The following is a 25402-nucleotide window of genomic DNA, read 5'->3' on the forward strand; positions in this document are numbered from 1 at the left end:
CCGGCGCATGCGTGCTGCTCCGCGTCGCCGCCCGGCGCACGACCGCGCCGCTCCCCGTGAGCGGCGCTTATCCATTTGCCCGTCGAAATGTCTCCTGATCCGGCTGTGACCACCAGCCTGCGCCGCTCGCTGCTCCGGCGCCTCGCCGCCCCGCTGTCGATGCTCGCGCTGATGAGCGGCCTGATCGCCTACTGGCTCGCGTGGCAATACACGCAGCACGTGATCGACCGCTCGCTCGCGGATCTCGCGACCGCCATCTCCAAACAGATCCAGATCGCCGGCCCCGACGCGCCGTTCACGGTGCCGCCGCTCGCGCAGGCGATGTTCTCCGATCCGGCCGAAGCGCTGATCTACCGGATCAGCGACGGCGAGCAGGAACTCGCCGGCGACCCGAAGCTGCCGCTGCAGGGCATCAACGTGCGCCGCATGCATCACGCGTACGTGTTCGAGGCCGAGTACGACAACCGCGCGGTGCGGGTCGCGCAGGTGCGCGTCGACGACGTCGAGGGCGGCAAGCCGATGGTCGTCGAAGTCGCGCAGCCGGTGCGGCACCGCTACCGGATCGCGGCCGAATTCCTCGTTGCGATCATGATGCCGCTACTCCTGCTGCTGCTCGCGGGCTGGGGCATCGTCTGGCGCGTGGTGAACCAGCAGCTCGGTCCGCTCACGCATCTCGCCGATTCGCTGAACCGGCAGACCCACACGTCGCTGGAGCCGGTCGACGAAACCGACGTGCCGCTGGAGATCCGGCCGCTGACGAGCGCGATGAACGCGCTGCTCGGCCGCCTCAAGACCGCGCTCGACGCGCAGCGCAAGTTCATCGCCGATGCCGCGCACCAGTTGCGCACGCCGCTCACCGCGGTGAAGCTACATGCCGAGCAGGCGGCCGTCGCGCGCGACCCGCACCAGACCTTCGCCGCGGTGCGCGAGCTGCGCGCAGCGGCCGACCGGGCGGTGCGGCTGTCCAATCAGTTGCTGTCGCTCGCGCGTGCCGAGCCGGGCGAACAGGCCGCGCGCTTCGTCGATGTCGATCTCGCGGCGATGGCGTTCGAGACGGGCGCCGAATGGGTGCCGCGCGCGCTCGCGTCGCATGTCGACCTCGGCTTCCAGCGCAGTGACGATCCGGGCGACGACGAGAAGCTGATCGTGCGCGGCAACCCCGTGCTGCTGCGCGAGGTGATCGCGAACCTGCTCGACAATGCGCTGAAGTACGTGCCGCTCGCGCGGCCAGACGGCGCGCGAATCACGGTGAACGTCGCGCGCGCCTCGCTCGAGGGCAGCCAGCCGGCCGCCGAGATCGTCGTCGAGGACAACGGTCCCGGCGTGCCCGCGAACCAGCAGGCCGACCTGTTCAAGCGCTTCTTCCGCGGCGACGCGCAAAGCGGCAATGGCGTCGAGACGGGCGCCGGGCTCGGGCTCGCGATCGTGCACGACATCATCGCGATGCATGGCGGCACCGTGTCGTACGAGGATGCATCGGAAGGCGGCTCGCGCTTCGTGGTGAGGGTGCCGCTCGCCGCGCATACGGCGCAGCCGGCCAGCGAAACGCCGGCTGCGGCGCCGACGCACTGAGCAACGCGATTGTCGGCGGGCAACGGTTGGCCCGTCGACCGGGCCGCCCACCGGAACAGGAACGGAAAGACGGCAAGCGGATGACGCGCCGCGACGACGCGGCAACCGTCGGCTGAAACGACAGCGGCAGCGCGCGATGCGCTGCCGCCTGCATCATTTCTTGCTCTTCTTGTCCTTCGAACCGGACGCCGGCTTGCCGTCCTTCTTGTCCTTCTTCTTTTTCTTCTTCCCGCCTTCGTCGGACGTCGCGAGCAAGGTGCCGCGGCACGACTCCGCCCCGCAGTGGCACGCGTATTCGCGCTTGAGCTTCTTCGTCAGCTTCGCGTCGATCACGAGGCCGTAATCGTAGAACAGCTCCTCTTCCGGCCCGATGTCGCGCAGCGCGTGGATGTACACGCGGCCTTTGACTTCCTCGGCTTCGCAGTTCGGCGCGCACGAATGGTTGATCCAGCGCGCGCTGTTGCCGTCGATCTTGCCGTCGATCACGCCGCCTTCGTCCAGTGCGAAGTAGAACGTATGGTTCGGCTCGCTCGGGTCGTGCGGATGGCGGCGCAGCGCTTCCTTCCACGAGATTCGCTCGCCCTTGTATTCCACTACGCGCTCGCCGGCCTTGATCGGCGCCACGGCGAACACGCCTTTGCCGTGTACTCCCGAGCGGCGCACCGCGATCCTGCGTGAACTCATCGAACCAATCCTTGTGAAGACGACTTGAATGGAAGCGGCCGCGATCGCGGCCGGGCGCCGCGCAAAACGAAAACGCGGCACCGGTCGGTGCCGCGTCGGGGCATGCGGCGAATCATCCGCATCCTACACGTTCAAGATTGCTTCGTTCAACATCGCGCGCAATATTGCGCGATGTGCTCAGCGCTGGCCGAATGCGACGTCGCCGAACAGCGCCTTGTGCTCGCGCGGCTGCGAACGCCAGTACTGCGGCGGCGCCGTCACCTGCGCGCCGAGTTCGGCCGCCGCGTGCCACGGCCAGCGCGGGTCGTACAGCATCGCGCGCGCCATCGCGACGAGATCGGCATCGCCGGCCTCGATCAGCCGGTTCGCGTGCGCGGGTTCGTTGATCAGGCCGACCGCGATCGTCGGCATGCCGACCGCCCGCTTCACGGCCTGCGCGAACGGCACCTGGTAGCCGGGCGACAGCGGAATCTTCTGCAGCGGCGACACGCCGCCGGACGACACGTCGATCCAGTCGCAGCCGCGGCGCTTCAGTTCGTGCGCGAACGCGATCGTATCGTCGAGCTCCCACCCGCCTTCGACCCAGTCGGTCGCGGACACGCGCACGCCGACCGGCCGGTCTTCCGGAAACGCGGCGCGCACGATCTCGAAGATCTCGAGCGGAAACCGCATCCGGTTTTCGCGCGAGCCGCCGTATTCGTCGGTGCGCCGGTTCGCGAGCGGCGACAGGAACTGATGCAGCAGGTAGCCGTGCGCCGCGTGCACTTCGATCGCATCGATGCCGAGCCGCGCGGCACGCCGGGCCGATGCGGCAAAGGCTTCGCGGATGCGGTTCAGGCCCGCCGCATCGAGCGCGAGCGGCGGCGTCTCGCCGTCCTTGTGCGGCACGGCCGACGGCCCGTGCGGCAGCCAGCCGCCGTCGGCGACCGGCACGAGCTGGCCGCCCTCCCACGGCGCCGCGCTCGACGCCTTGCGGCCCGCGTGCGACAGCTGCATCGCGACGCGGATCGGCGAATGCTTGCGGATCGCGGCCAGCACCGGCTTCAGCGCGGCTTCGGTCACGTCGTCCCACAGACCGAGGTCGCCATGCGTGATGCGCCCGTCGGGTTCCACCGCGGTCGCTTCGATGCACAGCAGCCCCGCGCCTGACAGCGCGAGATGGCCGAGGTGAATCATGTGCCAGTCGGTCGCTTCGCCGCGTTCGGCCGAGTACTGGCACATCGGGGAAATCACGATCCGGTTCGGAAGGGTCACGCCGCGCAGCGTGAACGGGGAAAACAGCGCAGTCATGGAAGCCGCTCGCCAGGAAAGGGAAAGAGCGGACGAGCGTAGCACGCAGGCTGGAAGCGTGCAGACGGCGCCATCGGCAGTAAGCGGATGGTCAGGTACGGCGCCGGCTGGATGCCGGCGAGGCGCGGAATGAGCGGAATGCGCGACGTACGGCGACGGCGAGGCGTCGGCCCGTAACGGACCCAGGCCGGGCCAAGCCTTTGCAGTGGCCGCAGCCGCCCGTGACGTCAGAGCCCGACGCTGCCGAGCCACTCCGCGAACATGTGCCGGGCGGCCGTCTCGAGCGCGGGGCCGTGCTGAACGGTATCGGCCCGCAACTGGCGCGCGTCGACGCCTGGCGTCGCCGCGATTTCGCCGGCATTCGCGATCAGCCACGGTTCGAAGCGATCGGTACGGATCTCGGGATGACATTGCAGCGCCAGCACGTGCTGCCCCCACGCGAAGGCCTGATGGCGGCAGGCCGGCGTCGATGCGAGATGGATCGCACCGCCCGGCAGGTCGAACGTATCGCCGTGCCAGTGCAGCATCGACGTCGTCGCGCCGTCGAGATGACGCAGCGGCGACGCGCGGCCGGCGTCGGTGAGCGTCAGCGGCGCCCAGCCGAGTTCGTGCTGCGCGGCCGGATAGACGCGCGCCCCGAGCGCCCGTGCGATGAACTGCGCGCCGAGGCAGATGCCGAGGATCGGCAGCCCCGCGTCGATGCGCTGGCGCACGAGCGCCAGGAGCGGCGCGATCGTCGGATACTGCGCGTCGTCGTACACGCTGAGCGGCCCGCCGAGCACGACGAGCAGCGACGGCTCGAGCACGTCGAGCACCTCGACCCGCGACGATCCGACATCGACATAGCGCACCCGCCGACCGCGTTCGCCGAGCACCTGCTCGAAGCTCCCGAGATCCTCGAAATGCACGTGGCGGATCGCCACGACTTCAGCGTTCATCATCGGCCTCCCGGTCGATCGACGGACGTCAGCCTGCGAAAATCTTCCAGGTCTTCTTCTGCGTCGCCGCGTCGGCTTCTTCCTGCACCGAGCAGTCGAGACGCAGATCGCTGTCCGACATCGCAATGTCGAGCACCGCGCAGTGATGCACGGTCTTTTTCGACGGCTTGCTCGGCTGGAAATGCGTGCACGTGAGACACATGCGTTGCGGCGGCGTCGCGCCGGCCACCTGCAGCTCGCGCAGCGTCTTCAGCAGCGCGCGATACAGCGTGCCCTGCTCGTCCGCGCCGAGCTTGCCGACCGCTTTCGTCAGGAATTCAGGCCATTGCAGCGCCTTCTTCGCGGCCGTGCGGCCACGCGCCGACAGGCGTACGGCCAGTGCCCGGCCGTCGTCCAGCGCACGGCGCTTCTCGACGAGCCCCTTCGTCTCGAGCGTGCTGACCGCATCGCTCGTGGTGGCCGCGGTGAGCTGCGTCTCGCGCGCGATCTCGCCGAGCCGCATCGGGCCCTTGCGCTGCAGCAGCAGCACGAGAATCTCGCCCTGCGTCGGCGTGAGGCCAGCGCCTTCCGCCCAATCCCATGCCTCGCTCCGCATGGCCGTGCTCAACCGCAGCAGGCTGTGGGTCACACGTCCCGCAGCCTGGTTCCCGTAAACGCCTTCGCTCATAGTCTTTTCGCTTTGCCGCCGCCCGGATGGCCGAGCAGCCGTAGTGTGGAGATCGAATCTATCTCAAAACAGACACACCCACTCGAGTGCGTCAGCACGGCCGTCGCGAGGCACACGCGGCGGTCGCGTTCGCGGCGACCGGAGAGACACACGTCGTTCCGCTGTCCGCAAAGCCGACATTCTAAGCGAGAGCGGAAAATCGCACAGCTAAGTTATCCCCTGCATTCTGTGGAAAATCGCTGGATAACCGCAAATTCTTGTTGTGCGTGCAATGTCGCGCGCCCGCGAAACGGGGCGCGCCAGCATTGTCCTGTTCGAATCGGCCATTGGCCGCATGGGAATGATCCACCGGTTATCCCGCCTGCAGAGCGTTGACTTTGCAGTGGAATATCGGGTTATCCACAGATTTTTAGGACGCCTCGCATCGATTTCGGCGGGACACGGTGCCGATTACCGCTCAGCGAATCGCCATGCGGTCGATCCTGCTATCTGCAAAACATATTTTCACTCGCGCCAACGTAAGCACTGCTGCCGGACCGTCTCGTTCAGCGATTTTTCCTGTTTGAAAACGGTTCTCAACCACGATGCGTCGTTCACGCGCGCCTTCGCGAGCGCGCCGATCTCGTCGAGCGCCGCGCGCGAGCCGAGCGCGGCCGCATGCGGCGCGATCCGGTCGAGCGTGTCGAGGATGTCCTCCGCGATCGTGCGGCGCTCGCCCGTCTGAGGATTCACGCAGGTGCCTTCGAGCCCGAAGCGGCACGCTTCGAAACGGTTGAACGTGTAGACGAGGTAATCGTCCTCCGACAGCTTCAGCGGCCGGTCGGTCAGCAGGTAGCGTGCGAGCGTCTGGATGTAGCAGGCGATCGCCGCCGCGCGATCGACCGACAGCGGCGTGTCCATCACGCGCACCTCGATCGTGCCGTAGCCGGGCTTCGGCCGGATGTCCCAGTAGAAGTCCTTCATCGAGTTGACGACGCCCGTGTTCACCATCTTCGTGAAGTATTCCTCGAAGCTGTCCCAGGTGAGCACGAACGGCGCACGGCCCGACAGCGGGAACGCGAACACCGAATTCAGGCGTGCCGAATGGAAGCCCGTGTCGACGTTCTGCACGAACGGCGACGACGCCGACAGCGCGATGAAGTGCGGAATGAAGCGCGACATCGAGTGCAGCAGGAACAGCGCGCTGTCGGGATCGGGACAGCCGATGTGCACGTGCTGGCCGAACACGGTGAACTGCTTGGCGAGATAGCCGTACAGCTCGGAAATGTACTGGAAGCGCGGCGCATCGTAGATCTGCCGGTCGCTCCATTGCTGGAACGCATGCGTGCCGCCGCCGGCCAGCCCGACGTTGAGCTGGTCGGCCGCCTTCACGAGCACGTCGCGGATCGCATGCAACTCGCTGACGGCCTGCTCGTGCGAATGGCAGATGCCGGTCGACAGTTCGATCATGCTTTCGGTGATTTCCGGCGTGATGTTGCCTGGAAAGGTCTCGCCCTGGATCAGGCGCATCAGGTCGGATGCCGCTTTGGTCAGGTCGTAGTTGTGCGTGTTGACGACCTGGATCTCCAGTTCGACGCCGAACGTGAACGGTTCGGAATTGACGAAGGTTTCGAGTGCCATGGCAGGTTCCGGAATCAGTTGCTGTCGCTGCGTTCGCCGACCGCCGACAGGCAGCGATAGACGACGAACGGGCTGACGAGCTGCAGGATCACGATCGAGCACATCACGATCGCGCGCAGGTGCGGGTCGAAATTGGGATAGAGCTGGTAGGTATCGTCGACGAGCAGGTACGACAGCGCGGACATCGGCGTGAGCGCGATGCCGAGCGCGACGCCCTGCTTCATCCCGAGGCCGCTCGGCTTCGCGAACGCGACGACGCCGGCCAGCTTCGCGACGAGCCGCGTGACGATCAGCACGATCGCGAGCAGCCCGCCGAGCGCGATGTCGCCCCACGTGAACGACGTGAGCGTCAGCACGAACAGCACCACCGTCAGCAGCCAGCCGGCCGTGCCGAAGTGCTCGGGCCACAGCTGCGGCCGCGCTTCGAGGTTCTTCACGATGATGCCGGCGAGCAGCAGCGTGAGCAGCGTCGACAGCTTCAGCGCCTGCGCGACGGCGATCGCGAGCATCACGAGGCCGAACAGCGCGACGAACGAATGCTCGTCGCGCATCGTCGCGGTCATGTGACGGAACAGGTAATTGCACGAACGCGCGACCAGATACGCGACGATGAACGAACCGGCGAGCAGGTAGAGCGGCTGCAGGATCGTCGCGAAAACGTTGCCGTACGCTTCCTGGTGCAGCCAGCTCGTCACGAGCTTGGTCAGCACGATCGCATACACGCTGTTGAGCGCGGTGAGCGTGATGAGGCGCTGCGACACCTGCCCTTCCGCACGCAGTTCGGTCTTGAGCTGGATCACCATCGACGGCGACGTCGCAATCGCGATCGCCGACAGCACGAGGGCGACCATCCCCGATACGCCGAGCGCGAGCATCACGAACAGCACGAGCACGAAGGTGAGCGTGGCTTCCGCGAGGCTCGACGCGACGAGCCACGGATTGCGCCGGATCCAGCGCAGGTCGAGGCGGCTGCCGAGCTCGAACAGCAGCAGGCCGAGCGCGACGTCCATCAACAGTCGCGAGGTTTCGTCGGTGCTCGTGTCGATCACGCCGAATCCGAACGAACCGGCGATCAGGCCGATCACGGCATAGCCGGTGATGCGCGGCAAGCGCCACGCGCGATAGCACAGCTCGCCGCACAGGCCGGCTGCAAACAGCGCGAGCCCGGCCCAAAACACGGCATCCGGCGCGAGCGGCCAGTTGGGCAGGAATGAGAACGCCGACTTCATCGTGGTGACTTCTCCTTTAGAAGCAACCGCCAGCGACGCGGGGTCAAGCGACAGGAATGGATGCGCGCCGGCTGGGTATCGCCCCGAATGTGATTGTTGTGCTCGACGATGGCGGTACATGGGGTCCGCCTGTTCCGCCACAAGGCGGAACGTCGTTCAGGTTGCCGATCTGGATTGTCGGCCTGGTGTGTGAACGGACTGCGCAGTCTCGAAGATTCAGATTCGAAATCGTGCCGACCGTTCCGTTGAAGCATGTCCGGCGCTTGGCCGAACGAACGCGAAGGAAACCGATTGTGCCACAGCTTTTTCGTTCCGGAACCGACTGAATCGACTCGCGGCGCTGTGCGGCGCCACAGGTCTTTGGTTTCAAAGGTTTACCTGTATATATACGTAGTAGAAGTTAACAAAGGACGCACAGTTCTGTGGATAACTCCGGTTTACGCTGGAAGATCAAGGTGTTGGCGAAACCATAACTGGTTGCACAGGCTGTTCGCTCACAGACGTTTGAGTTGAGCAACTTTCGGGCCGCTTCACAGCTGTGCAGAGTTACCCAGTTTACGTCCACTGTGATTGCACACGAAGTGCGCGCGGATTCCGCGCGGTTATCCACAGCATCGCGTGGATAACCTTGTGCGGAAAAATCGGGAAACTGTGAGGGGCGCGCGCGAGGTCAGCCAGCCGAGCCGACGCGGCGGGCGCGCAGTGCGCGGATCAGGAAGCGGGCAGGATCGACGGCGTCGGCGAGTTCGCGCTCGAGCGGCCAGGGCTCGCCTTCGAGTTGCGATGCGATCAGTTCGGCGCCGAGCGCGGCCCACACGAGGCCGCGCGAACCGAAGCCGAAGGCGCCGTAGAGGCCCGGCATGCGCGGCAGATCGCGTGCCTGCGCACCGCCCAGCGCGCGTGCGTTCGCGGTGGCCTGCGTTTCGTCGGCGAGCGGGCCGATGAGCGGCAGGCGGTCGCCGACGACCCAGCGGAATGCGACGCGGCCGCGCAGCGTGGCGGGATCCGGCAGCGCGCCGATCAGGCCCGGCAGCAGGTGCCGCACGCGATCGAGGTTTTCGGCGTGGCCGGCCGCGCGCATCGCGGGATCGGTGTCGTCCGGTTCGAAGGTGGCGCCGATCAGCAGCGTGCCGTCGTCGAGCGGGACCGCATAACCGTCGCCGATCGCCGGGCATGGCAGCGGCGCCGTCGTGCCCGGCGGCAACAGCGTGAGCTGGCCGCGTACCGGTTGCAGCGCGACATGCCGCAGCCCGGCAAGACGCGCTGCGTCGCCCGCGTTCGCGAGCACGACGACGGGCGCATCGGCCAGCGTGGCGCCCGTATCGTCGAGTGCATGCCAGGTATCGCCTCGCCGTTCGAGCCGTGCGACGCAGGTGGACGCCAGCAGCCGCACGCGCTCGCCGGCCGCCGCATATTGCGCGGCGCACAGCCCGGCCGGCCACACGGCGCCGCCGTGCGGAAACAGCAGGCCGCCCTGCGCGACCGGCAGATTCAGGTGCGCCCGCGCGGCATCGGCATCGAGCAACGTTGCATAGTCGGACGGCGCCCCGAACGCGTCGAACGCGTCGCGCATCCGCGCGAAATCGTCGGCCGATTCGGCGAGATGGAGCATCCCGTGCGTACTGCGTGCGAATGCATGCCCCGCGCGTTCGAGGGCACGCCAGCGGGCGAGCGCGTGCAGGAAGCCGCCGCGCGTGAGCCGGCTCGCGACGTTGTCGTCGCGCGTCATCAATGGATGGAACACACCGGCCGGATTGCCCGACGCTTCGCTCGCGATCCGTTCGTGCCGTTCGATCAGCGTGACGTCCCAGCCCCGCGCGACCAGACGTTCGACGACCGCGCAGCCGGCGAGACCCGCGCCGATCACGATCGCGCGGCGCGCGGCAACGGGCAGCGCACGCGGCGGCTCGTGCCGGCGCGCGCGCCAGCGCGGCGCATAGTCGCCGACGAGGCGATCGTCGACTTCGCGGAACGTGAAACCTGTTTCGCCGAGCGCGTGTTTCACGTCGTCGGACTTTGCATGTGTCGCAAACGTCGCGTGTTCGCCGGCGAGTTTCGCGAGTGCGCGAATCCCGTCGCTCGATGCCGCGGCGCCTTCGAGAAAAAACGCATCGGCACGCGCGACGAGCTTCTTCAACAAGTCGATCGTATCGCCGAACGTGAGCGTGAGCACCACGCGCCCTGCGTCGAATTCGAGCCGATGCAGGCCCGGTACCCGCATCGGCCAGGCATCGATCAACGCGTCGACATCTGCGGATATGGTTGTGTCCGCAACCATGTGCGAAACCGCGCGGCGCAGGTCGTCGCGCGAGAACGGATGCGGTTCGACCGCGACGACGTGCAGCCGTTCGCAGCGCGCCGGATCGTCGCGCCACGCGGCCCAGGCCGCGAGGAAGCCGGCGCCCGCGCCGAACGCGGTCGCGACGATCGTGAACGTTCGGCGGCGCTGCCAGCGCGCGGGCAGCCCGTTGCCCGCGACGAACGTGCGATGCGCGCGAGCGAGCGTGCCGGATGCACCGCGATGAAGCTCGCCGAACTCGGGCGAGACGAGCGTGCCGTCGTCGCGAAGCGCGAGCGTGGCGGAAACAAGTCGGTCGGGCATGCGAAACAAAAAACGTGGCAGCCAAGCCTGGCAAGGGATTGCGGGAGACCGTCCAACCGGCCGTTGGAAAGGGGCAACGGCGCGACGATCGGGCGGACCACGCCGCGGACCCTGTCCGGTTGGCGCAGGTCAAAAAACGGGCAGTCGACGATTCATTCGGCGAAATACCGATGAAAATCTTTGAAACCCTTGTCGTTATTGGGTTTGCGCTGCGCTATCATAGCAACGCCGTACCGCGGGGTGGCCGCCGGCAAGCCGGAGGGCGCGTCGCGCGGGCCAGGATTCGGCGCTGTGTCGTCGGAGTCTGACTCTCGACGGCACGGTTCGCGCACGTATAATCGGCGCGTTCGCGCTGTTCGTGTCAACCTAACCTGATAAAGGAACCTTAATGAACAAACAGGAACTGATCGACGCCGTCGCCGCCCAAACGGGCGCCAGCAAGGCTCAAACCGGCGAAACGCTGGACACGCTGCTCGAAGTCATCAAGAAGGCCGTGTCGAAGGGTGATGCGGTTCAGCTGATCGGCTTCGGCAGCTTCGGTTCGGGCAAGCGCGCAGCACGTACGGGCCGCAACCCGAAGACGGGCGAAACCATCAAGATCCCGGCAGCCAAGACGGTCAAGTTCACGGCTGGCAAGGCGTTCAAGGACGCCGTCAACAAGCGTTAAACCCGCGCCTGTTCCATGAAAAACCCGCCTCTCGGCGGGTTTTTTGTTGGGCGCGCGCGGCATTTTCGCCACAGTTCGCGCCGCTCTTGCAAAAGTTAACGGTTATTTTACAAGCCGTTACCACGCGATCATGCGTGCACGATCTGCGTGTCGCCGTGATCGTCGTCGTCGTGCGAATCGACGTCCCACGCCGGGAACGGATCGTCGAACGCCGCCCATCCCGCCGCGCCGAGTGCGAACTCCGCATCGGTCAGCAGGCATGCATCGAGTTTCGCGCGCCATGCATCGGCGTCGAGCGCGATGCCGATCAGCACGAGTTCCTGGCGACGATCGCCGACCGTGCGATCGTCGAGATCGCCCAGCCATTCGGTGCGGATTTCAGCGAGCAGCTCGTCGTCGTCCGGCCATTCCGCGCGATCCTGCGCCGCCCACCACAAACCTGCCGGGCCATGCCGGCATACGCCGCCCGCCTGCGACAGCGAACCCGCGATGTCGTTGCGCGTCGCGAGCCAGAAGAAACCCTTGCTGCGCAGTACGCCCGGCCACTCCTGATGCAGCAGCGCCCAGAGTCGTGCCGGGTGAAACGGCAGGCGCGCACGGTAAACAAAATTGCCGATGCCGAATTCGTCGGCTTCGCCGTGTACGTGCGCATGATGGTCGTCATGGCAGTCCGGGTCGTCGCAATGCGTGTGATCGTGATCGAGCGATGCGAGCCAGCCAGGCGCGTTCGCGGCTTCGTCGAAATCGAAGCGGCCGGTGTTCAGCACTTCGTCGAGCGGCACGTTGCCGAACGTCGAGACGACCTGGTGCGCGCGCGGATTGAGGCGCGCGAGGATGTGCTGCAGGCGCGCGAGATCGTCCGCGCCGACGAGGTCGGCCTTGTTGATCACCAGCACGTCGCAGAATTCGATCTGCTCGATCAGCAGCTCGACGAGCGTGCGGTCGTCGTCTTCCGACGCGGCGATACCGCGTGTCGCGAGCGCGTCGTCGGAGCCGTAGTCGCGCAGGAAGTTGTACGCGTCGACCACGGTGACGAGCGTGTCGAGCCGCGCGATGGCCGACAACGACGTGCCGTCGTCGTCGACGAACGTGAAGGTCTCGGCGATCGGCATCGGCTCCGCGATACCGGTCGATTCGATCATGATCGCGTCGAAGCGGCCTTCGGACGCAAGGTTGCGGATCTCGACGAGCAGATCGTCGCGCAGCGTGCAGCAGATGCAGCCGTTCGACATTTCGACGAGGCGCTCCTCGACATGCGACAGCGCCTGCGCATCGCGCACGAGCGACGCGTCGATGTTGACCGCCGCGAGATCGTTGACGATCACCGCGACTTTCAGGCCCGCGCGGTTCGCGAGGACGTGGTTGAGCAGCGTGGTCTTGCCGGCGCCGAGGAAGCCGGACAGCACGGTGACGGGCAACGGCTGTTTCATTGCCGGATTCATGATGATATGCACCAACGGAAAAGAGGAGAAAGCGGCCGCGGCGCCCTGCCGGGGCGCGATCGGCCCGCGCACGGGCGAAACGGCGGCGTCAGCCCGCATTGTGCATCAAACGCGCGCGGCCGGCCCGGCGTCAGCCGGCGACGCGGCGCGGAATCACTGAGCGGCTTGAGGCGCTTGAGCGGCTTGGGTGGTCTGCGCGGGCGGCAGCAGCTTCCATTGCGTCAGGATGCCGGCGATCTGCCGCGCGTACTTGTCGCGCAGCGACGGCGTTTCCGAATGATAGGCGCCGACCGCCTGCCACGTGTTGCCGTAGCGGTTCATCTTCTGCTTGAGATGCCACGCGGCGATGTACACGTTCTTGCACGGCTCCATCAGCGTGTCGCGGCCGATCCCGTAGCGCGACAGCGTCGGCAGGTGGATCGAATTGATCTGCATCAGGCCGTAGTCGACCGAGCCGTTCGTGTTCTTGTTCAGCGCACCGGGCCGGTTGCGCGATTCCTGCCACGCGATCGCGCGCAGGATCAGCGGATTGACCTGCTGATATTTGGCCGCTTCGTCGAAACAGTCCGCGCGTGCGTTGCCGCTGGCGAACCACGCGCCGGCGGCGATCAACGCGATCGAAGCGAACCGTCTGTTCATCGTGCGGAAACGAAAGGAAATTGCGCGAAGCTCGGGAAAACCCGTGCCTGTTATTAGTGCGACGAGAAACGCGCCGCCCGTATCATACCGGCAGACCGTCAGATTGCGACAGGCAGGAATACGGCAGCCCGGTTATACCGCATTTCCGTGTCGGTTCATCGCGAAAACAAGGGAGAGGGCCGGCATGCGGAGGGTTGCACCGATCCTTACATCTTGCATACGATTCGTCGGATACCTGTCGTATGTGAGACAGTCTTCGGATCAATGTGATATTTCGGACATGAAAAACTGCTAATGTCGCCTCTTTCGGACTTGGATCCCAGCACTACCGCCGGAAGTGGCCTGAGCCGGCATCGACCCATTCATCCATGACAAGAAATCGCTTCGTTATGCGGCGTATCGCCACGACCCTGCTCGTGGCAGGCATCATCGTCTCGCAGGCCGCCTACGCTCAGGTCACGCTCAACTTCGTGAATGCGGATATCGACCAGGTCGCGAAAGCGATCGGCGCCGCGACCGGCAAGACCATCATCGTCGACCCCCGCGTGAAGGGCCAGCTCAATCTCGTGGCCGAACGGCCGGTGCCGGAAGACCAGGCATTGAAGACGCTGCAGTCGGCGTTGCGCATGCAGGGCTTCGCGCTCGTGCAGGATCACGGCGTGCTGAAGGTCGTACCGGAAGCCGACGCGAAGCTGCAGGGCGTGCCGACCTACATCGGCAATGCGCCGCAGGCGCGCGGCGACCAGGTGATCACGCAGGTGTTCGAACTGCACAACGAATCGGCGAACAACCTGCTGCCGGTGCTGCGGCCGCTGATTTCGCCGAACAACACGGTGACGGCCTACCCGGCGAACAACACGATCGTCGTGACCGACTATGCGGACAACGTGCGCCGCATCGCGCAGATCATCTCGGGCGTCGACAGCGCCGCGGGCGCGCAGGTGCAGGTCGTGCCGCTGCGCAACGCGAACGCGATCGACCTCGCCGCGCAACTGCAGAAAATGCTCGACCCGGGCGCGATCGGCAACAGCGACGCGACGCTGAAGGTATCGGTCACGGCCGACCCGCGCACCAACGCGCTGCTGCTGCGTGCGTCGAACGCGTCGCGCCTCGCGGCCGCCAAGCGTCTCGTGCAGCAGCTCGACGCACCGAGCGCGGTGCCCGGCAACATGCACGTCGTGCCGCTGCGCAACGCCGATGCGGTGAAGCTCGCGAAGACGCTGCGCGGGATGCTCGGCAAGGGCGGCAACGACAGCGGCTCGTCGGCGTCGTCCAACGATGCGAACAGCTTCAACCAGAACGGCGGCTCGTCGGCGAGCGGCAACTTCTCGACCGGCACGTCGGGCACCCCGCCGCTGCCGTCGGGCGGCCTGGGCGGTTCGTCGTCGTCGTCCGGGTATGGCGGCGGCTCGTCCGGCGGTGGCCTCGGTACCGGCGGCCTGCTCGGCGGTGACAAGGACAAGAGCGGCGACGACAACCAGCCGGGCGGGATGATCCAGGCCGACTCGGCCACCAACTCGCTGATCATCACCGCGTCCGATCCGGTGTACCGGAACCTGCGCTCGGTGATCGACCAGCTCGACGCACGGCGTGCGCAGGTCTACATCGAAGCGCTGATCGTCGAGCTGAACTCGACGACGCAGGGCAACCTCGGCATCCAGTGGCAGGTCGCGAGCGGCCAGTTCCTCGGCGGCACGAACCTGAATCCCGGGCTGGGCCTCGGCAACAGCATCATCAACCTGACGGCCGGCGGCCTGACCAATGCCGCCGGCGGGATCACCGGCGGCGGACTGGCCTCCAACCTCGGGCAGTTGTCCCAGGGCCTGAACATCGGCTGGCTGCACAACATGTTCGGCGTGCAGGGGCTCGGCGCGCTGCTGCAGTACTTTGCGGGCGTGAGCGACGCGAACGTGCTGTCGACGCCGAACCTGATCACGCTCGACAACGAGGAAGCGAAGATCGTCGTCGGCCAGAACGTGCCGATCGCGACCGGTTCGTACTCGAACCTGACGAGCGGCACGACGAGCAACGCGTTCAATACCTACGACCGTCGCGACGTCGGCCTGACGCTGCACGTGAAGCCGCAGATCACCGACGGCGGGATCCTGAAGCTGCAGCTCTACACCGAGGATTCGGCGGTCGTCAGCGGCACCACCAACGCGCAGACCGGCCCGACCTTCACGAAGCGCTCGATCCAGTCGACGATCCTGGCCGACAACGGCGAGATCATCGTGCTCGGCGGCCTGATGCAGGACAACTACCAGGTGTCGAACAGCAAGGTGCCGCTGCTCGGCGACATTCCGTGGATCGGCCAGCTGTTCCGTTCGGAATCGAAGGTGCGCGCGAAAACCAACCTGATGGTGTTCCTGCGCCCGGTGATCATTTCCGATCGCAGCACCGCGCAGGAAGTCACCGCGAACCGCTACGACTACATCCAGGGCGTGACGGGCGCGTACAAGTCGGACAACAACGTGATCCGCGACAAGGACGACCCGGTCGTCCCGCCGATGCCGCTCGGCCCGAGCCAGGGCGGCACGCCGGCCGGCAACCTGTTCGATCTCGACAAGATGCGTCGCCAGCAGTTGCAGCGCCAGGTGGTGCCCGTGCCTGCCCAGCCGTTGCCGGAAGCAACGCCCGCGCAGCCGCAAAGCGTGCCGCAGCAGGCGGTGCCGCAACAGCCGCTGACCACCGCGCCGGGAGCCTCGCAGTGAGCGACGTGCTCGCGTCCTCCGCCCACGACGGCGCGCCGGGCGAACGCCAGCCGCCGTCGCCGCTCGCCGCGCGCCTGCTGCCGTACGGCTTCGCGAAGAGCGGCCAGGTGCTGATCGCGCATCAGCTCGACGACACGCTCGAGGTATGGATCAGCGAACGCACGAGCGACGCCGCGCTCGCGGAGATCGCGCGCAACTTCGGCTCGATCGCCGTGCATCGCGTGCCGGCCGACGAGCTCGCGCAGGCGATCAACCAGGCCTACGCGCGCCAGGACGGCAGCGCCGCGCAGGTGGTCGGCGAGGTCGAAGGCGAAGTCGACTTGTCGCGGCTGATGCAGGACATCCCCGAAGTCGAGGATCTGCTCGAATCGGAAGACGACGCGCCGATCATCCGGATGATCAACGCGCTGCTCACGCAAGCGGCGCGTGAACAGGCGTCGGACATTCACATCGAGCCGTTCGAGAATGCGTCGGTCGTGCGCTTTCGCGTCGACGGCACGCTGCGCGACGTCGTGCGCCCGAAGAAGGCGCTGCACGGCGCGCTGATCTCGCGGATCAAGATCATGGCGCAGCTCGACATCGCGGAGAAGCGCCTGCCGCAGGACGGCCGCATCACGCTGCGCGTCGGCGGCCGGCCGGTCGACGTGCGCGTGTCGACGCTGCCGACCGGGCATGGCGAGCGCGCGGTGCTGCGTCTGCTGGAAAAGGATGCGCAGCGCCTGAACCTCGAAGCGCTCGGGATGGGCCGCGACACGCTCGTCCAGTTCGACAAGCTGATCGGCCGCCCGCACGGCATCGTGCTCGTCACCGGCCCGACCGGTTCGGGCAAGACGACCACGCTGTACGCGTCGATGTCGCGGCTCGAAACCGCGACGACCAACATCATGACCGTCGAGGACCCGATCGAATACGACCTGTCCGGCATCGGCCAGACGCAGGTGAACGAGCGGATCGGGATGACCTTTGCCCGCGCGCTGCGCTCGATCCTGCGCCAGGACCCGGACGTGATCATGATCGGCGAAATCCGCGACCTCGAAACCGCGCAGATCGCGGTGCAGGCGTCGCTGACGGGCCACCTCGTGCTCGCGACGCTGCACACGAACGACGCGGCGTCCGCCGTCACGCGCCTGACCGACATGGGCGTCGAGCCGTACCTGCTCGCGTCGTCGCTGCTCGGCGTGCTCGCGCAGCGCCTCGTGCGCCAGCTCTGCCCGGTCTGCAAGGAAGAGCGGCATGAGGACGGCCGCACCGTGTGGCATCCGGTCGGCTGCGCGAAGTGCGGACATTCCGGTTATGCGGGCCGGCGCGGTGTGTACGAGCTGCTGGTGATCGACGATTCGATCCGCTCGCTGATTCACCGCAACGCGGCCGATGCTGAAATTCTCGCCGCCGGCCGCGCGGAAGGCATGCGCACGCTGCGCGACGACGCCGAGCGCTGGCTCGCGTCCGGCGCGACGTCGCTCGAGGAAGTGCTGCGCGTGACGGGAGGCGCATAGCGCGATGCCGGCATTCCGTTTCGAAGCAATCGATGCGGCGGGACGCGCGCAGAAAGGCGTGATCGATGCCGACAGTGCGCGCGCCGCGCGCGGCCAGCTGCGCACGCAGGGGCTCACGCCGCTCGTCGTCGAGCCGGCCGCCAGCGCGACGCGCGGCGCGCGTTCGCAGCGGCTCGCGTTCGGCCGCAAGCTGTCGCAGCGCGAACAGGCGATCCTCACGCGCCAGCTCGCGAGCCTGCTGATCGCCGGGCTGCCGCTCGACGAGGCGCTCGGCGTGCTGACCGAGCAGGCCGAGCGCGACTACATCCGCGAACTGATGGCCGCGATCCGCGCGGAAGTGCTCGGCGGCCATTCGCTCGCGAATGCGCTGGGCCAGCATCCGCGCGATTTTCCGGAGATCTACCGCGCACTCGTTGCCGCGGGCGAGCACACCGGCAAGCTCGGCATCGTGCTGTCGCGCCTGGCCGACTACATCGAGCAGAGCAATGCGCTCAAGCAGAAGATCCTGCTGGCGTTCACGTATCCGGGCATCGTCACGCTGATCGCGTTCGGCATCGTCACGTTCCTGCTGAGCTACGTCGTGCCGCAGGTCGTCAACGTGTTCGCGAGCACGAAGCAGCAGTTGCCGATCCTCACGGTCGTGATGATGGCGCTGTCGGAATTCGTGCGGCACTGGTGGTGGGCGATCCTGATCGCGGTCGCGCTCATCGTGTGGTTCGTGAAGGCGACGCTGTCGCGCGCCGGGCCCCGGCTCGCGTTCGATCGCTGGGTGCTGACCGCGCCGCTCGCGGGCAAGCTCGTGCGCGGCTACAACACGGTGCGCTTCGCGAGCACGCTCGGCATTCTCACCGCAGCCGGCGTGCCGATCCTGCGCGCGTTGCAGGCGGCCGGCGAGACGCTGTCGAACCGCGCGATGCGCGCGAACATCGACGATGCGATCGTGCGCGTGCGCGAAGGCTCCGCGCTGTCGCGCGCGCTGAACAACGTGAAGACGTTTCCGCCGGTGCTCGTGCACCTGATTCGTTCGGGCGAGGCGACGGGCGACGTGACGACGATGCTGGATCGCGCGGCCGAAGGCGAAGCGCGCGAGCTGGAGCGCCGCACGATGTTCCTGACGAGCCTGCTGGAGCCGCTGCTGATCCTCGCGATGGGCGGCATCGTGCTCGTGATCGTGCTGGCCGTGATGCTGCCGATCATCGAGCTGAACAACATGGTGCAGTGACGGAGCGGCCCGATTCCGCTTGCCGGGCCGCCGCCGTTCAGCGCATGTAGATCGCGGGGGACGGCGTGTTCGCCGGGAGCTGGATTTCGGCGCGGGCGCCGTTGCGGTCGACGATGATCGAGCGCGGGCGGACTTCGGCGAGCTTCGCGCCGGACGTGACGTCCGCGCCGAGCGACACGGCGCGCGGCGGTTCGCCGCCGACGCTGACGATCGCGGCGCCGCCGTGGTCGAGCGCGAGAATGCCGAACAGGTGGATGTCCTGGACGGGATTCTTGTCGAGCTGGCCGCCGAAGAGCGCCGCGGCGTCCTCGGTGCGGATCGGCAGCCGCGCGGCGGCGGCGGGCAGCGGCGCTTCGCGAGCGGACAGCGTGACGACCCAGTAGGTGGCCGTCGCGCACAAACCCGCGAAGAGGGCGAGGGAAAGGATCCGGATCGAGAGCGCGTTCATGCGCGCTATTGTACGGATGTATATGAAATTTGCGTTGGGTGAAAGCCCTCGGCGATGCGCGCCTTACAATGCGTGCTCCGCGCCCGCCGGCCGGAAGGTTGCTGTCAGGCAATCGTCCGGTGCGCCGGGTGCGTCACTCAATCGACGACATTTTTTGGAAAGAGGTAGTCAGTCATGCAAACGTGGATCACTCGCCGCAACGCGGCCGTGCGTCGTCAGCGCGGTTTCACGCTGATCGAGATCATGGTGGTGGTCGCGATCCTCGGGATCCTGGCGGCGCTGATCGTGCCGAAGATCATGAGCCGCCCGGACGAGGCGCGCCGCATCGCCGCGAAGCAGGACATCGGCACGATCATGCAGGCGCTCAAGCTGTACCGTCTGGACAACGGCCGCTATCCGACCCAGGAGCAGGGCCTGAATTCGCTGATCCAGAAGCCGACCACCGATCCGATCCCGAACAACTGGAAGGACGGCGGCTATCTCGAGCGCCTGCCGAACGACCCGTGGGGCAACGGGTACAAGTACCTGAACCCGGGCGTGCACGGCGAGATCGACGTGTTCAGCTACGGCGCCGACGGCAAGGAAGGCGGCGACGGCAACGATACCGACATCGGTTCGTGGCAATAGGCCGGCACTGATCGGCCCGACGTTTCTTTTCCGTTCTTCATGCTCGCCATTCGCACGACCTCCCGCTGCGGCCGCGATTGCCGTGTGCGTCGCGGTGCGGTGCCGTTCGTACCGGCACGTACCGATGGCGGCCTGATGAAGCACGGCGCGGCACGACGTCGCACGCGCGGCTTCACGCTGCTCGAAATGCTGGTCGTGCTGGTGATCGCGGGGCTGCTCGTGTCGCTCGCGTCGCTGTCGCTGACGCGCAATCCGCGCACCGACCTGCGCGAGGAAGCGCAGCGTATCGCGCTGCTGTTCGAGACGGCCGGCGACGAAGCGCAGGTGCGCGCGCGGCCGATCGCGTGGCAGCCGACCGCGCACGGTTTCCAGTTCGACGTGAGCTCGCCCGACGGCTGGCGCACGCTGCGCGACGACCTGCTGCGCCCGCGCGACTGGGACGGCGGCGTCACCGGCGCCGACATCGATTATCCGGGGTCGGACACGCGCGCGAGCCGCGTCGTGTTCGGCACCGAGAGCATCGACACGCCGGTGCGCGTGACGCTGCATTCGGCCGCCGGCAGCGCGACGATCGTCGGCACCGGCAACGGCCGCTACGAGGTGCAATGACGATGCGTCGTCGCCTGCCCTTCCCCGTTTCTTCCGCCCGCGGCTTCACGATGATCGAGGTGCTGGTCGCGCTCGCGATCATCGCGGTCGCGCTTGCCGCGTCGATCCGCGCGGTCGGCACGATGGCGACCAACGCGTCCGAGCTGCATCGCCGCCTGCTGGCCGGCTGGAGCGCCGACAACGCGCTCGCGCAGCTGCGGCTCACGCATGCGTGGCCGGAGGTCGGCGAACAGAGTTTCGACTGCTCGCAAGGCAACGTGCAGCTCGTCTGCACGCAGCGCGTGAGCACCACGCCGAATCCGGTGTTCCGGCGCGTGCGGATCTCGGTGAGCATGCCCGGCCGCGCCGGCGTGCTCGCGCAGATGGTGACGGTGGTCGCGAATGAAACCAGCCGTCCGCTCTGACGCGCCGATGCGCCGCCCGTCCGCCCCCTCGTCCCGCGCTGCCCGCGGCTTCACGCTGATCGAGCTGATGATCGCGATCGCGATCCTCGCGGTGGTGGCGATCCTCGCGTGGCGCGGGCTCGACCAGATCATGCGCGGTCGCGACAAGGTCGCGGCCGCGATGGAAGATGAGCGCGTGTTCGCGCAGATGTTCGACCAGATGCGCATCGACGCGCGGCTCGCCGCGACCGACGACGAGGCCGGCCAGCCGGCGATCGGCGTCGCCGGCAATACGCTGCAGATCGTGCGCGAACTCGACGTGCCGGGCGTCGCGCCGCGGCTGCAGGTGGTCCGCTACCGGATCGCCGGCGGGCGCGTCGTGCGCTACGCATCGCCGCCGATCGACGACACGAACCGGCTGCGCACCCTGCTGAAGGACAGCAGCGTCGAAGGCTGGAGCTGGGTCGCGCTGATGGGCGGCGTCGGCGCGATCGACGCGAAGCTGTACGTGCCGCGCGTGGGCTGGACCACCAACCTGCAGACGGCCGACGACGCGCTCGCGCAGAACAACGACGCGCTGAAGGTGCCGCAGATCGGCAACGCGCCGCCGGCGCGCGCGGTGACCGGGCTGCAGGTCAGCATCGGCGCGACGTCGTTGCGCGTGCCGATCACGCGCATCTTCCTCGTCGGGGAATGACGATGCGCGCGCGCCCTTTCCGTCGAATGCCTGCCCGCCGCCAGCGCGGCGCCGCGATCATTACCGCGCTGCTCGTGGTCGCGCTGTCGGCGATCCTCGTGTCGGGGATGCTGTGGCGCCAGCAGGTTCAGATTCGCCGCATCGAGAACCAGCGCGTGATCGCGCAGGCGCAGTGGGTCGCGCGCGGCGCGCTCGACTGGACCCGGATGATCCTGCGCTCCGAAGGCGACACGGCGCCCGGCATCACCTATCTCGGCGGGATCTGGGGCGTGCCGATCGCGAAGACGAAGCTGTCGGATTTCCTCGGCCGGATCGGCGCGCCGAACGACGCGGGCGGCGACGATACCTATCTGTCCGGCTCGATCGAGGACGCGCAGGCGAAGTTCAACCTGCGCAACCTCGTGTCGTCGCCGGCGCCCGGCGTGCTGCAACTGAACGTCACGCAGATGCAGGCGTTCCAGCGCCTGCTGACGACGCTCGGCTACGACAGCGCGTTCGCGAAGCGCATCGCGCTGCAGGTGCGCGCGGGCCTGCTGCATTCGGCCACGCGGTTCCAGATGCCGAACCTGCCCGGCGGCGGCGGGACCGCCGCGAACGCCGCGACCGCGCCGGTGACGAGCGGCGACATGCAGGGCAGCGGCTTCACCGACGATCCCGGCATGGCCGGCGGCGACCGCGGACCCGCGCCGCTGATGATGACGCGCGTCGACAGCCTGCTCGACGTCGACGGCGTGACGCCGGAGATGGTCGCGCGGCTGCGCCCGTTCGTCACGGTGCTGCCGACCACCACGCCCGTGAACATGAACACCGCACCGGCCGAAGTGATCGCCGCGCTGATACCGGGGATGAGCGTGTCGTCCGCGCAGGCGCTCGTGTCGCGCCGCGAGACGGTGTTTTTCCGCAACGTGGGCGACGTGCAGCTCGCGCTGCGCGGCGCCGGCGCGCCGCCGAACGTGACGATCGACTCGAGCCTCGTCGACGTCAATTCGAGCTATTTCATCGTGCATGGCCGGATTCAGCACGAACGCGCTGAGGTCGACCGCACCTCGCTCGTGTATCGTGATCCGACCACGCACTCGACGCGGGTCGTGCGCATCCGCGACCAGCTATAACGACGCCAATCGGGAGAGGAGCTCTTGTGAGCACGTTGATTGTTTCTTTGCCGCCGCGCGAGCCTGCCGTGCCGTTGCAGGAATGGCAGTGGCCCGAGCTGCCGTTCACGCTCGTCGACAAGGCCGGCCAGGTGCAGCGCGCGGGCCGTGCCGCGCTCGCGTTGCTGCCGCGCGCGAACGCGACGGTGCTGATCGTCGCCGCGCGCGACGTGCTGCTGCTGGCCGCGACCGTGCCGCCGCTGAAGGGGCCGAAGCTCCGCCAGGCGCTGCCCAACATCGTCGAGGATCAGCTGATCCAGGACCCGCTCGGCTGCCACATCGCGCTCGATCCGGCCGCGCTGCCCGACGGGCGTCGCGTACTGGCCGTCGTCGACCGCGCGTGGTTCCGCACGATCTGCGACGCGTTCACCGCGGCCGGCCACCGGCACCTGAGCGCGGTGCCCGCGACCCGCTGCCTGCCGGCGCCGCGCGCGTCGGCCGACGCGGGCTCCGCCGTGCCGGCCGACGGCGAGCCCACCGACGCCGCCGCGCTCGTCGCGGACGTCACCGAGCCGCCTGCCCGCCCGCCGACGGTCGCCGCGGTGCTCGGACTCGCGACGGCGGTCGAACCGGTGCTCGTCGAAGCCGGCGCGCTGCCGGCCGCGGCCGGGGCGCCGCGCCTCGAGCTGGCGGTCGCGCGCGGCGCGCTCGGCGAAGGCTTCGCGGCGCCCGCATCGCGCGCGGCCGGCACGCTGGCCGCGCTCGCGGGCGGCGGCGACGTCGAACTGTACGAACTCGGCGAACCGGGCGCGGAGCCGCGGCTCGCGTCGGTCGGCCGCACCGACGCGGCGCTGCTGCCGGGCGCCGCGCCGCTGTCGTTCGACACGTTCGCGCGCCGGGCGCTGACCGAACCATTCGATCTGTGCCAGTTCGAATTCGAATCGCAGCCGTGGCGCTTCGACCGCGCGACGGTGAAGCGCCTGCGCGTGCCGATCGCGCTGGCCGCGGCGACGCTCGGCGTCGCGGTGATCGGGATGAACCTGCACTGGTGGAAGCTGTCGCGTGAGCGCGATGCGCTGTCCGCGCAGATCACCGAGACGCTGCTGTCTGCCTTCCCGAAGACGACCACCGTGCTCGATCCGCCCGCGCAGATGCAGCGCCAGCTCGACCAGCTTCGGCTCGCTGCCGGCGAGCTGTCGCCGAACGATTTCCTCGCGCTGTCGAGCGGCTTGTCGCGCTCGATGGGCGCGCTGCCGCTGAACGGCATCGCGTCGCTCGACTATCACGACCGGCGGCTCGACGTCGGCTTCAAGCCGGAGATCAAGGTCGATCCCGATTTCACGCAGCGCCTCGCGCGTAACGGACTGTCCGGCGAAGTCGACAGCAACACGGGCAAATGGACGATCCGGAGCCGCTCATGAAAACCGAACAACTGAACCAGACGCTGGCCCAGTTCTGGGGCGAGCGCACGCCGCGCGAGAAGACGCTGCTCGGCTGGGGTGGCGCCGTGCTGGCGATCGCGATCGCGTATTCGGTGCTGTGGTCGCCCGCGCAGGAAGGCCGCGCGAGGATTCAGCGCGAGCTGCCCGCGATGCGTCACGAACTCGCGCAGATGACCGCGCAGGCGAACGAGGCGAAGTCGCTGGCCGCCGCCGCGCAGGGTGTCGCGCCGACCGGCCTCGCGCTGAAGGATGCGCTCACTGCGTCGCTGTCCGATCACGGGCTGCAGGGCGCGCAGGTGCAGATCGTCGGCAACGGCGTGCAGATCCAGATGAAGAACGTGTCGTTCCCGGCATGGACCCAGTGGCTCGACGATGCGCGCCGGCAGTTCAAGGTGCAGGTCGGCGAGGCACATGCCACGGCGCTGAAGGAAGACGGCCAGGTGGACCTGACGGCCGTGATGCAACCTTCCGTCCAGAAATAGATGACGGCAGTGGATGACGCAAACGAAGGCCGGCCGATGCGGCCGTGGGTGAGACGGCTCGTCACCGTGTTGCCGTGGGTGCTGGCAGGCGGCCTGGCGACGGCGGTGACGCTCGTCGCGCTCGCGCCGGCCGCGTGGATCGCGCCGCAGTTCGCGCGTGCGACCGGCGGCCACGTGAATCTCGCCGATCCGGACGGGTCGCTGTGGCACGGCTCCGGCACGCTGATGCTCGCGCCGGGCGCCGACCAGAGCGCGGCGACGCTGCTGCCGGGCCGGGTCGAATGGACCACGCGCTTCTGGCCGTTGCTGACCGGGCGTGTGCAGATGCGCATGCGGCAGACCGAAGCGATGCCCGATGCGGTCACGCTCGATGCGACGTGGCGCGGCGCGGTGCTGTCGGCGGGCACGATGGCCGTGCCTGCGTCGCTGCTCACCGGGCTCGGCACGCCGTTCAACACGCTCGACCTGCAGGGCGACGTGCGGCTCGGCTGGAGCGACTGGCGGCTGATCGGCAACAACGCGTTCGGCCAGCTGACGGTGACGATCGATTCGATGAGTTCGCGCGTGTCGCGCGTGAAGCCGCTCGGTTCGTACCGCGCGGTATTGCAGGCGAAGGGCGCGGGCGCCGATCTCGACCTGTCGACGACGCAGGGCCCGCTGTTCCTCGACGGGCACGGCAGCTTCGGCCCCGGCCAGGGATCGTTCCGCGGGACCGCGCATGCGGCGCCCGAGCAGCAGGCGAACCTCGCCGGGCTGCTGAACCTGCTCGGCCACCCGATCGGCAACAACCAGGTGTCGCTGATCTTCGGCGACGCGCAACGCTGATTCTGATTGCGCGCGTCGC

23 protein-coding genes are annotated in these 25402 nt (G+C 67.7%); 13 read left to right on the forward strand and 10 right to left on the reverse strand.

Going from position 1 to position 25402, the window contains the following annotated elements; translation table 11 throughout:
* Positions 1-87 precede the first annotated feature (87 nt).
* Entirely contained in the window at positions 88-1572 is a 1485-nt protein-coding gene (locus BLS50_RS08230; protein WP_074801842.1) for a sensor histidine kinase, read from the forward strand.
* Between the two features lie 153 nt (positions 1573-1725).
* Here BLS50_RS08230 and BLS50_RS08235 read toward each other — a convergent pair whose 3' ends face one another.
* From BLS50_RS08235 to mnmC, 7 genes are all read right to left on the reverse strand, one after another.
* On the reverse strand, positions 1726-2256 hold the full coding sequence (locus BLS50_RS08235) for an SET domain-containing protein (protein WP_027808863.1): 531 nt from the start codon (positions 2254-2256) through the stop codon (positions 1726-1728).
* A 177-nt stretch (positions 2257-2433) separates the two neighbouring features.
* Complete coding sequence (locus BLS50_RS08240) at positions 2434-3546, reverse strand: NADH:flavin oxidoreductase/NADH oxidase (protein ID WP_012327592.1); 1113 nt, start codon at positions 3544-3546, stop codon at positions 2434-2436.
* A 227-nt stretch (positions 3547-3773) separates the two neighbouring features.
* Positions 3774-4484: a glutamine amidotransferase gene (locus BLS50_RS08245; RefSeq protein WP_012327591.1), complete on the reverse strand. Its 711-nt coding sequence runs from the start codon at positions 4482-4484 to the stop codon at positions 3774-3776.
* Positions 4485-4512: 28 nt separating this feature from the next.
* Positions 4513-5151: a MarR family winged helix-turn-helix transcriptional regulator gene (locus BLS50_RS08250; protein WP_006477254.1), complete on the reverse strand. Its 639-nt coding sequence runs from the start codon at positions 5149-5151 to the stop codon at positions 4513-4515.
* Between the two features lie 504 nt (positions 5152-5655).
* Positions 5656-6771: a YbdK family carboxylate-amine ligase gene (locus tag BLS50_RS08255; RefSeq protein WP_006490006.1), complete on the reverse strand. Its 1116-nt coding sequence runs from the start codon at positions 6769-6771 to the stop codon at positions 5656-5658.
* Between the two features lie 14 nt (positions 6772-6785).
* Positions 6786-8000, reverse strand: coding sequence for a cation:proton antiporter (locus BLS50_RS08260; RefSeq protein ID WP_011544444.1), 1215 nt, complete (start codon positions 7998-8000; stop codon positions 6786-6788).
* A gap of 670 nt (positions 8001-8670) precedes the next feature.
* Positions 8671-10602, reverse strand: a complete 1932-nt coding sequence (gene mnmC / locus BLS50_RS08275; protein WP_074801848.1) for a bifunctional tRNA (5-methylaminomethyl-2-thiouridine)(34)-methyltransferase MnmD/FAD-dependent 5-carboxymethylaminomethyl-2-thiouridine(34) oxidoreductase MnmC — start codon at positions 10600-10602, stop codon at positions 8671-8673.
* Positions 10603-10990: 388 nt separating this feature from the next.
* Between mnmC and BLS50_RS08280 the strand changes: the two genes are divergently transcribed.
* Positions 10991-11269: an HU family DNA-binding protein gene (locus BLS50_RS08280; RefSeq protein WP_006401505.1), complete on the forward strand. Its 279-nt coding sequence runs from the start codon at positions 10991-10993 to the stop codon at positions 11267-11269.
* 128 nt (positions 11270-11397) lie between these two features.
* On the opposite strand, the gene BLS50_RS08285 is transcribed toward BLS50_RS08280, so the two are convergent.
* Together BLS50_RS08285 and BLS50_RS08290 are read right to left on the reverse strand one after the other, a co-directional pair.
* On the reverse strand, positions 11398-12711 hold the full coding sequence (locus BLS50_RS08285; protein WP_074801851.1) for a GTP-binding protein: 1314 nt from the start codon (positions 12709-12711) through the stop codon (positions 11398-11400).
* 153 nt (positions 12712-12864) lie between these two features.
* Positions 12865-13350, reverse strand: coding sequence for a lytic transglycosylase domain-containing protein (locus tag BLS50_RS08290; protein WP_027811019.1), 486 nt, complete (start codon positions 13348-13350; stop codon positions 12865-12867).
* Between the two features lie 368 nt (positions 13351-13718).
* Here BLS50_RS08290 and gspD point away from each other — a divergent pair, with 368 nt between their 5' ends.
* From gspD to gspF, 3 genes are read left to right on the forward strand one after another with little or no spacing between them, the layout of a single operon-like run.
* Entirely contained in the window at positions 13719-16061 is a 2343-nt protein-coding gene (gspD, locus tag BLS50_RS08295) for a type II secretion system secretin GspD (RefSeq protein ID WP_074801855.1), read from the forward strand.
* Positions 16058-17557: a type II secretion system ATPase GspE gene (gene gspE, locus BLS50_RS08300; RefSeq protein WP_006490004.1), complete on the forward strand. Its 1500-nt coding sequence runs from the start codon at positions 16058-16060 to the stop codon at positions 17555-17557. The genes gspD and gspE overlap by 4 nt, the downstream gene beginning before the upstream one ends.
* Before the next feature lie 4 nt (positions 17558-17561).
* On the forward strand, positions 17562-18779 hold the full coding sequence (gspF, locus tag BLS50_RS08305) for a type II secretion system inner membrane protein GspF (RefSeq protein WP_006477248.1): 1218 nt from the start codon (positions 17562-17564) through the stop codon (positions 18777-18779).
* Between the two features lie 37 nt (positions 18780-18816).
* Here the strand turns inward: gspF and BLS50_RS08310 are convergent, their stop codons facing one another.
* Positions 18817-19227, reverse strand: a complete 411-nt coding sequence (locus BLS50_RS08310) for a type II secretion system protein N (protein ID WP_011544450.1) — start codon at positions 19225-19227, stop codon at positions 18817-18819.
* Between the two features lie 174 nt (positions 19228-19401).
* Here BLS50_RS08310 and gspG point away from each other — a divergent pair, with 174 nt between their 5' ends.
* Genes gspG through BLS50_RS08350 form a run of 8 tightly spaced genes read left to right on the forward strand, consistent with a single transcriptional unit; the run spans position 19402 to position 25383 of the window.
* Positions 19402-19854: a type II secretion system major pseudopilin GspG gene (gene gspG, locus BLS50_RS08315; protein WP_006477246.1), complete on the forward strand. Its 453-nt coding sequence runs from the start codon at positions 19402-19404 to the stop codon at positions 19852-19854.
* Between the two features lie 39 nt (positions 19855-19893).
* Positions 19894-20463, forward strand: a complete 570-nt coding sequence (locus BLS50_RS08320) for a GspH/FimT family pseudopilin (protein WP_006477245.1) — start codon at positions 19894-19896, stop codon at positions 20461-20463.
* Positions 20460-20867: a type II secretion system minor pseudopilin GspI gene (gene gspI, locus BLS50_RS08325; protein ID WP_006477244.1), complete on the forward strand. Its 408-nt coding sequence runs from the start codon at positions 20460-20462 to the stop codon at positions 20865-20867. Before BLS50_RS08320 ends, gspI begins: the two co-directional genes overlap by 4 nt.
* A complete protein-coding gene (locus BLS50_RS08330; RefSeq protein WP_006477243.1) occupies positions 20845-21543 on the forward strand; it encodes a PulJ/GspJ family protein in 699 nt (232 codons plus the stop codon). The genes gspI and BLS50_RS08330 overlap by 23 nt, the downstream gene beginning before the upstream one ends.
* Positions 21544-21545: 2 nt before the next feature.
* A complete protein-coding gene (gene gspK, locus BLS50_RS08335; protein WP_074802776.1) occupies positions 21546-22655 on the forward strand; it encodes a type II secretion system minor pseudopilin GspK in 1110 nt (369 codons plus the stop codon).
* Positions 22656-22681: 26 nt separating this feature from the next.
* Positions 22682-24055, forward strand: coding sequence for a type II secretion system protein GspL (gene gspL / locus BLS50_RS08340; RefSeq protein ID WP_074801857.1), 1374 nt, complete (start codon positions 22682-22684; stop codon positions 24053-24055).
* Positions 24052-24558: a type II secretion system protein GspM gene (gspM, locus tag BLS50_RS08345; protein ID WP_023477383.1), complete on the forward strand. Its 507-nt coding sequence runs from the start codon at positions 24052-24054 to the stop codon at positions 24556-24558. The genes gspL and gspM overlap by 4 nt, the downstream gene beginning before the upstream one ends.
* 36 nt (positions 24559-24594) lie before the next feature.
* Positions 24595-25383: a type II secretion system protein N gene (locus BLS50_RS08350; protein ID WP_012327580.1), complete on the forward strand. Its 789-nt coding sequence runs from the start codon at positions 24595-24597 to the stop codon at positions 25381-25383.
* The last annotated feature ends 19 nt before the right edge of the window (positions 25384-25402 follow it).

The organism is Burkholderia orbicola (assembly GCF_900100915.1).
Taxonomy (GTDB): domain Bacteria; phylum Pseudomonadota; class Gammaproteobacteria; order Burkholderiales; family Burkholderiaceae; genus Burkholderia; species Burkholderia orbicola.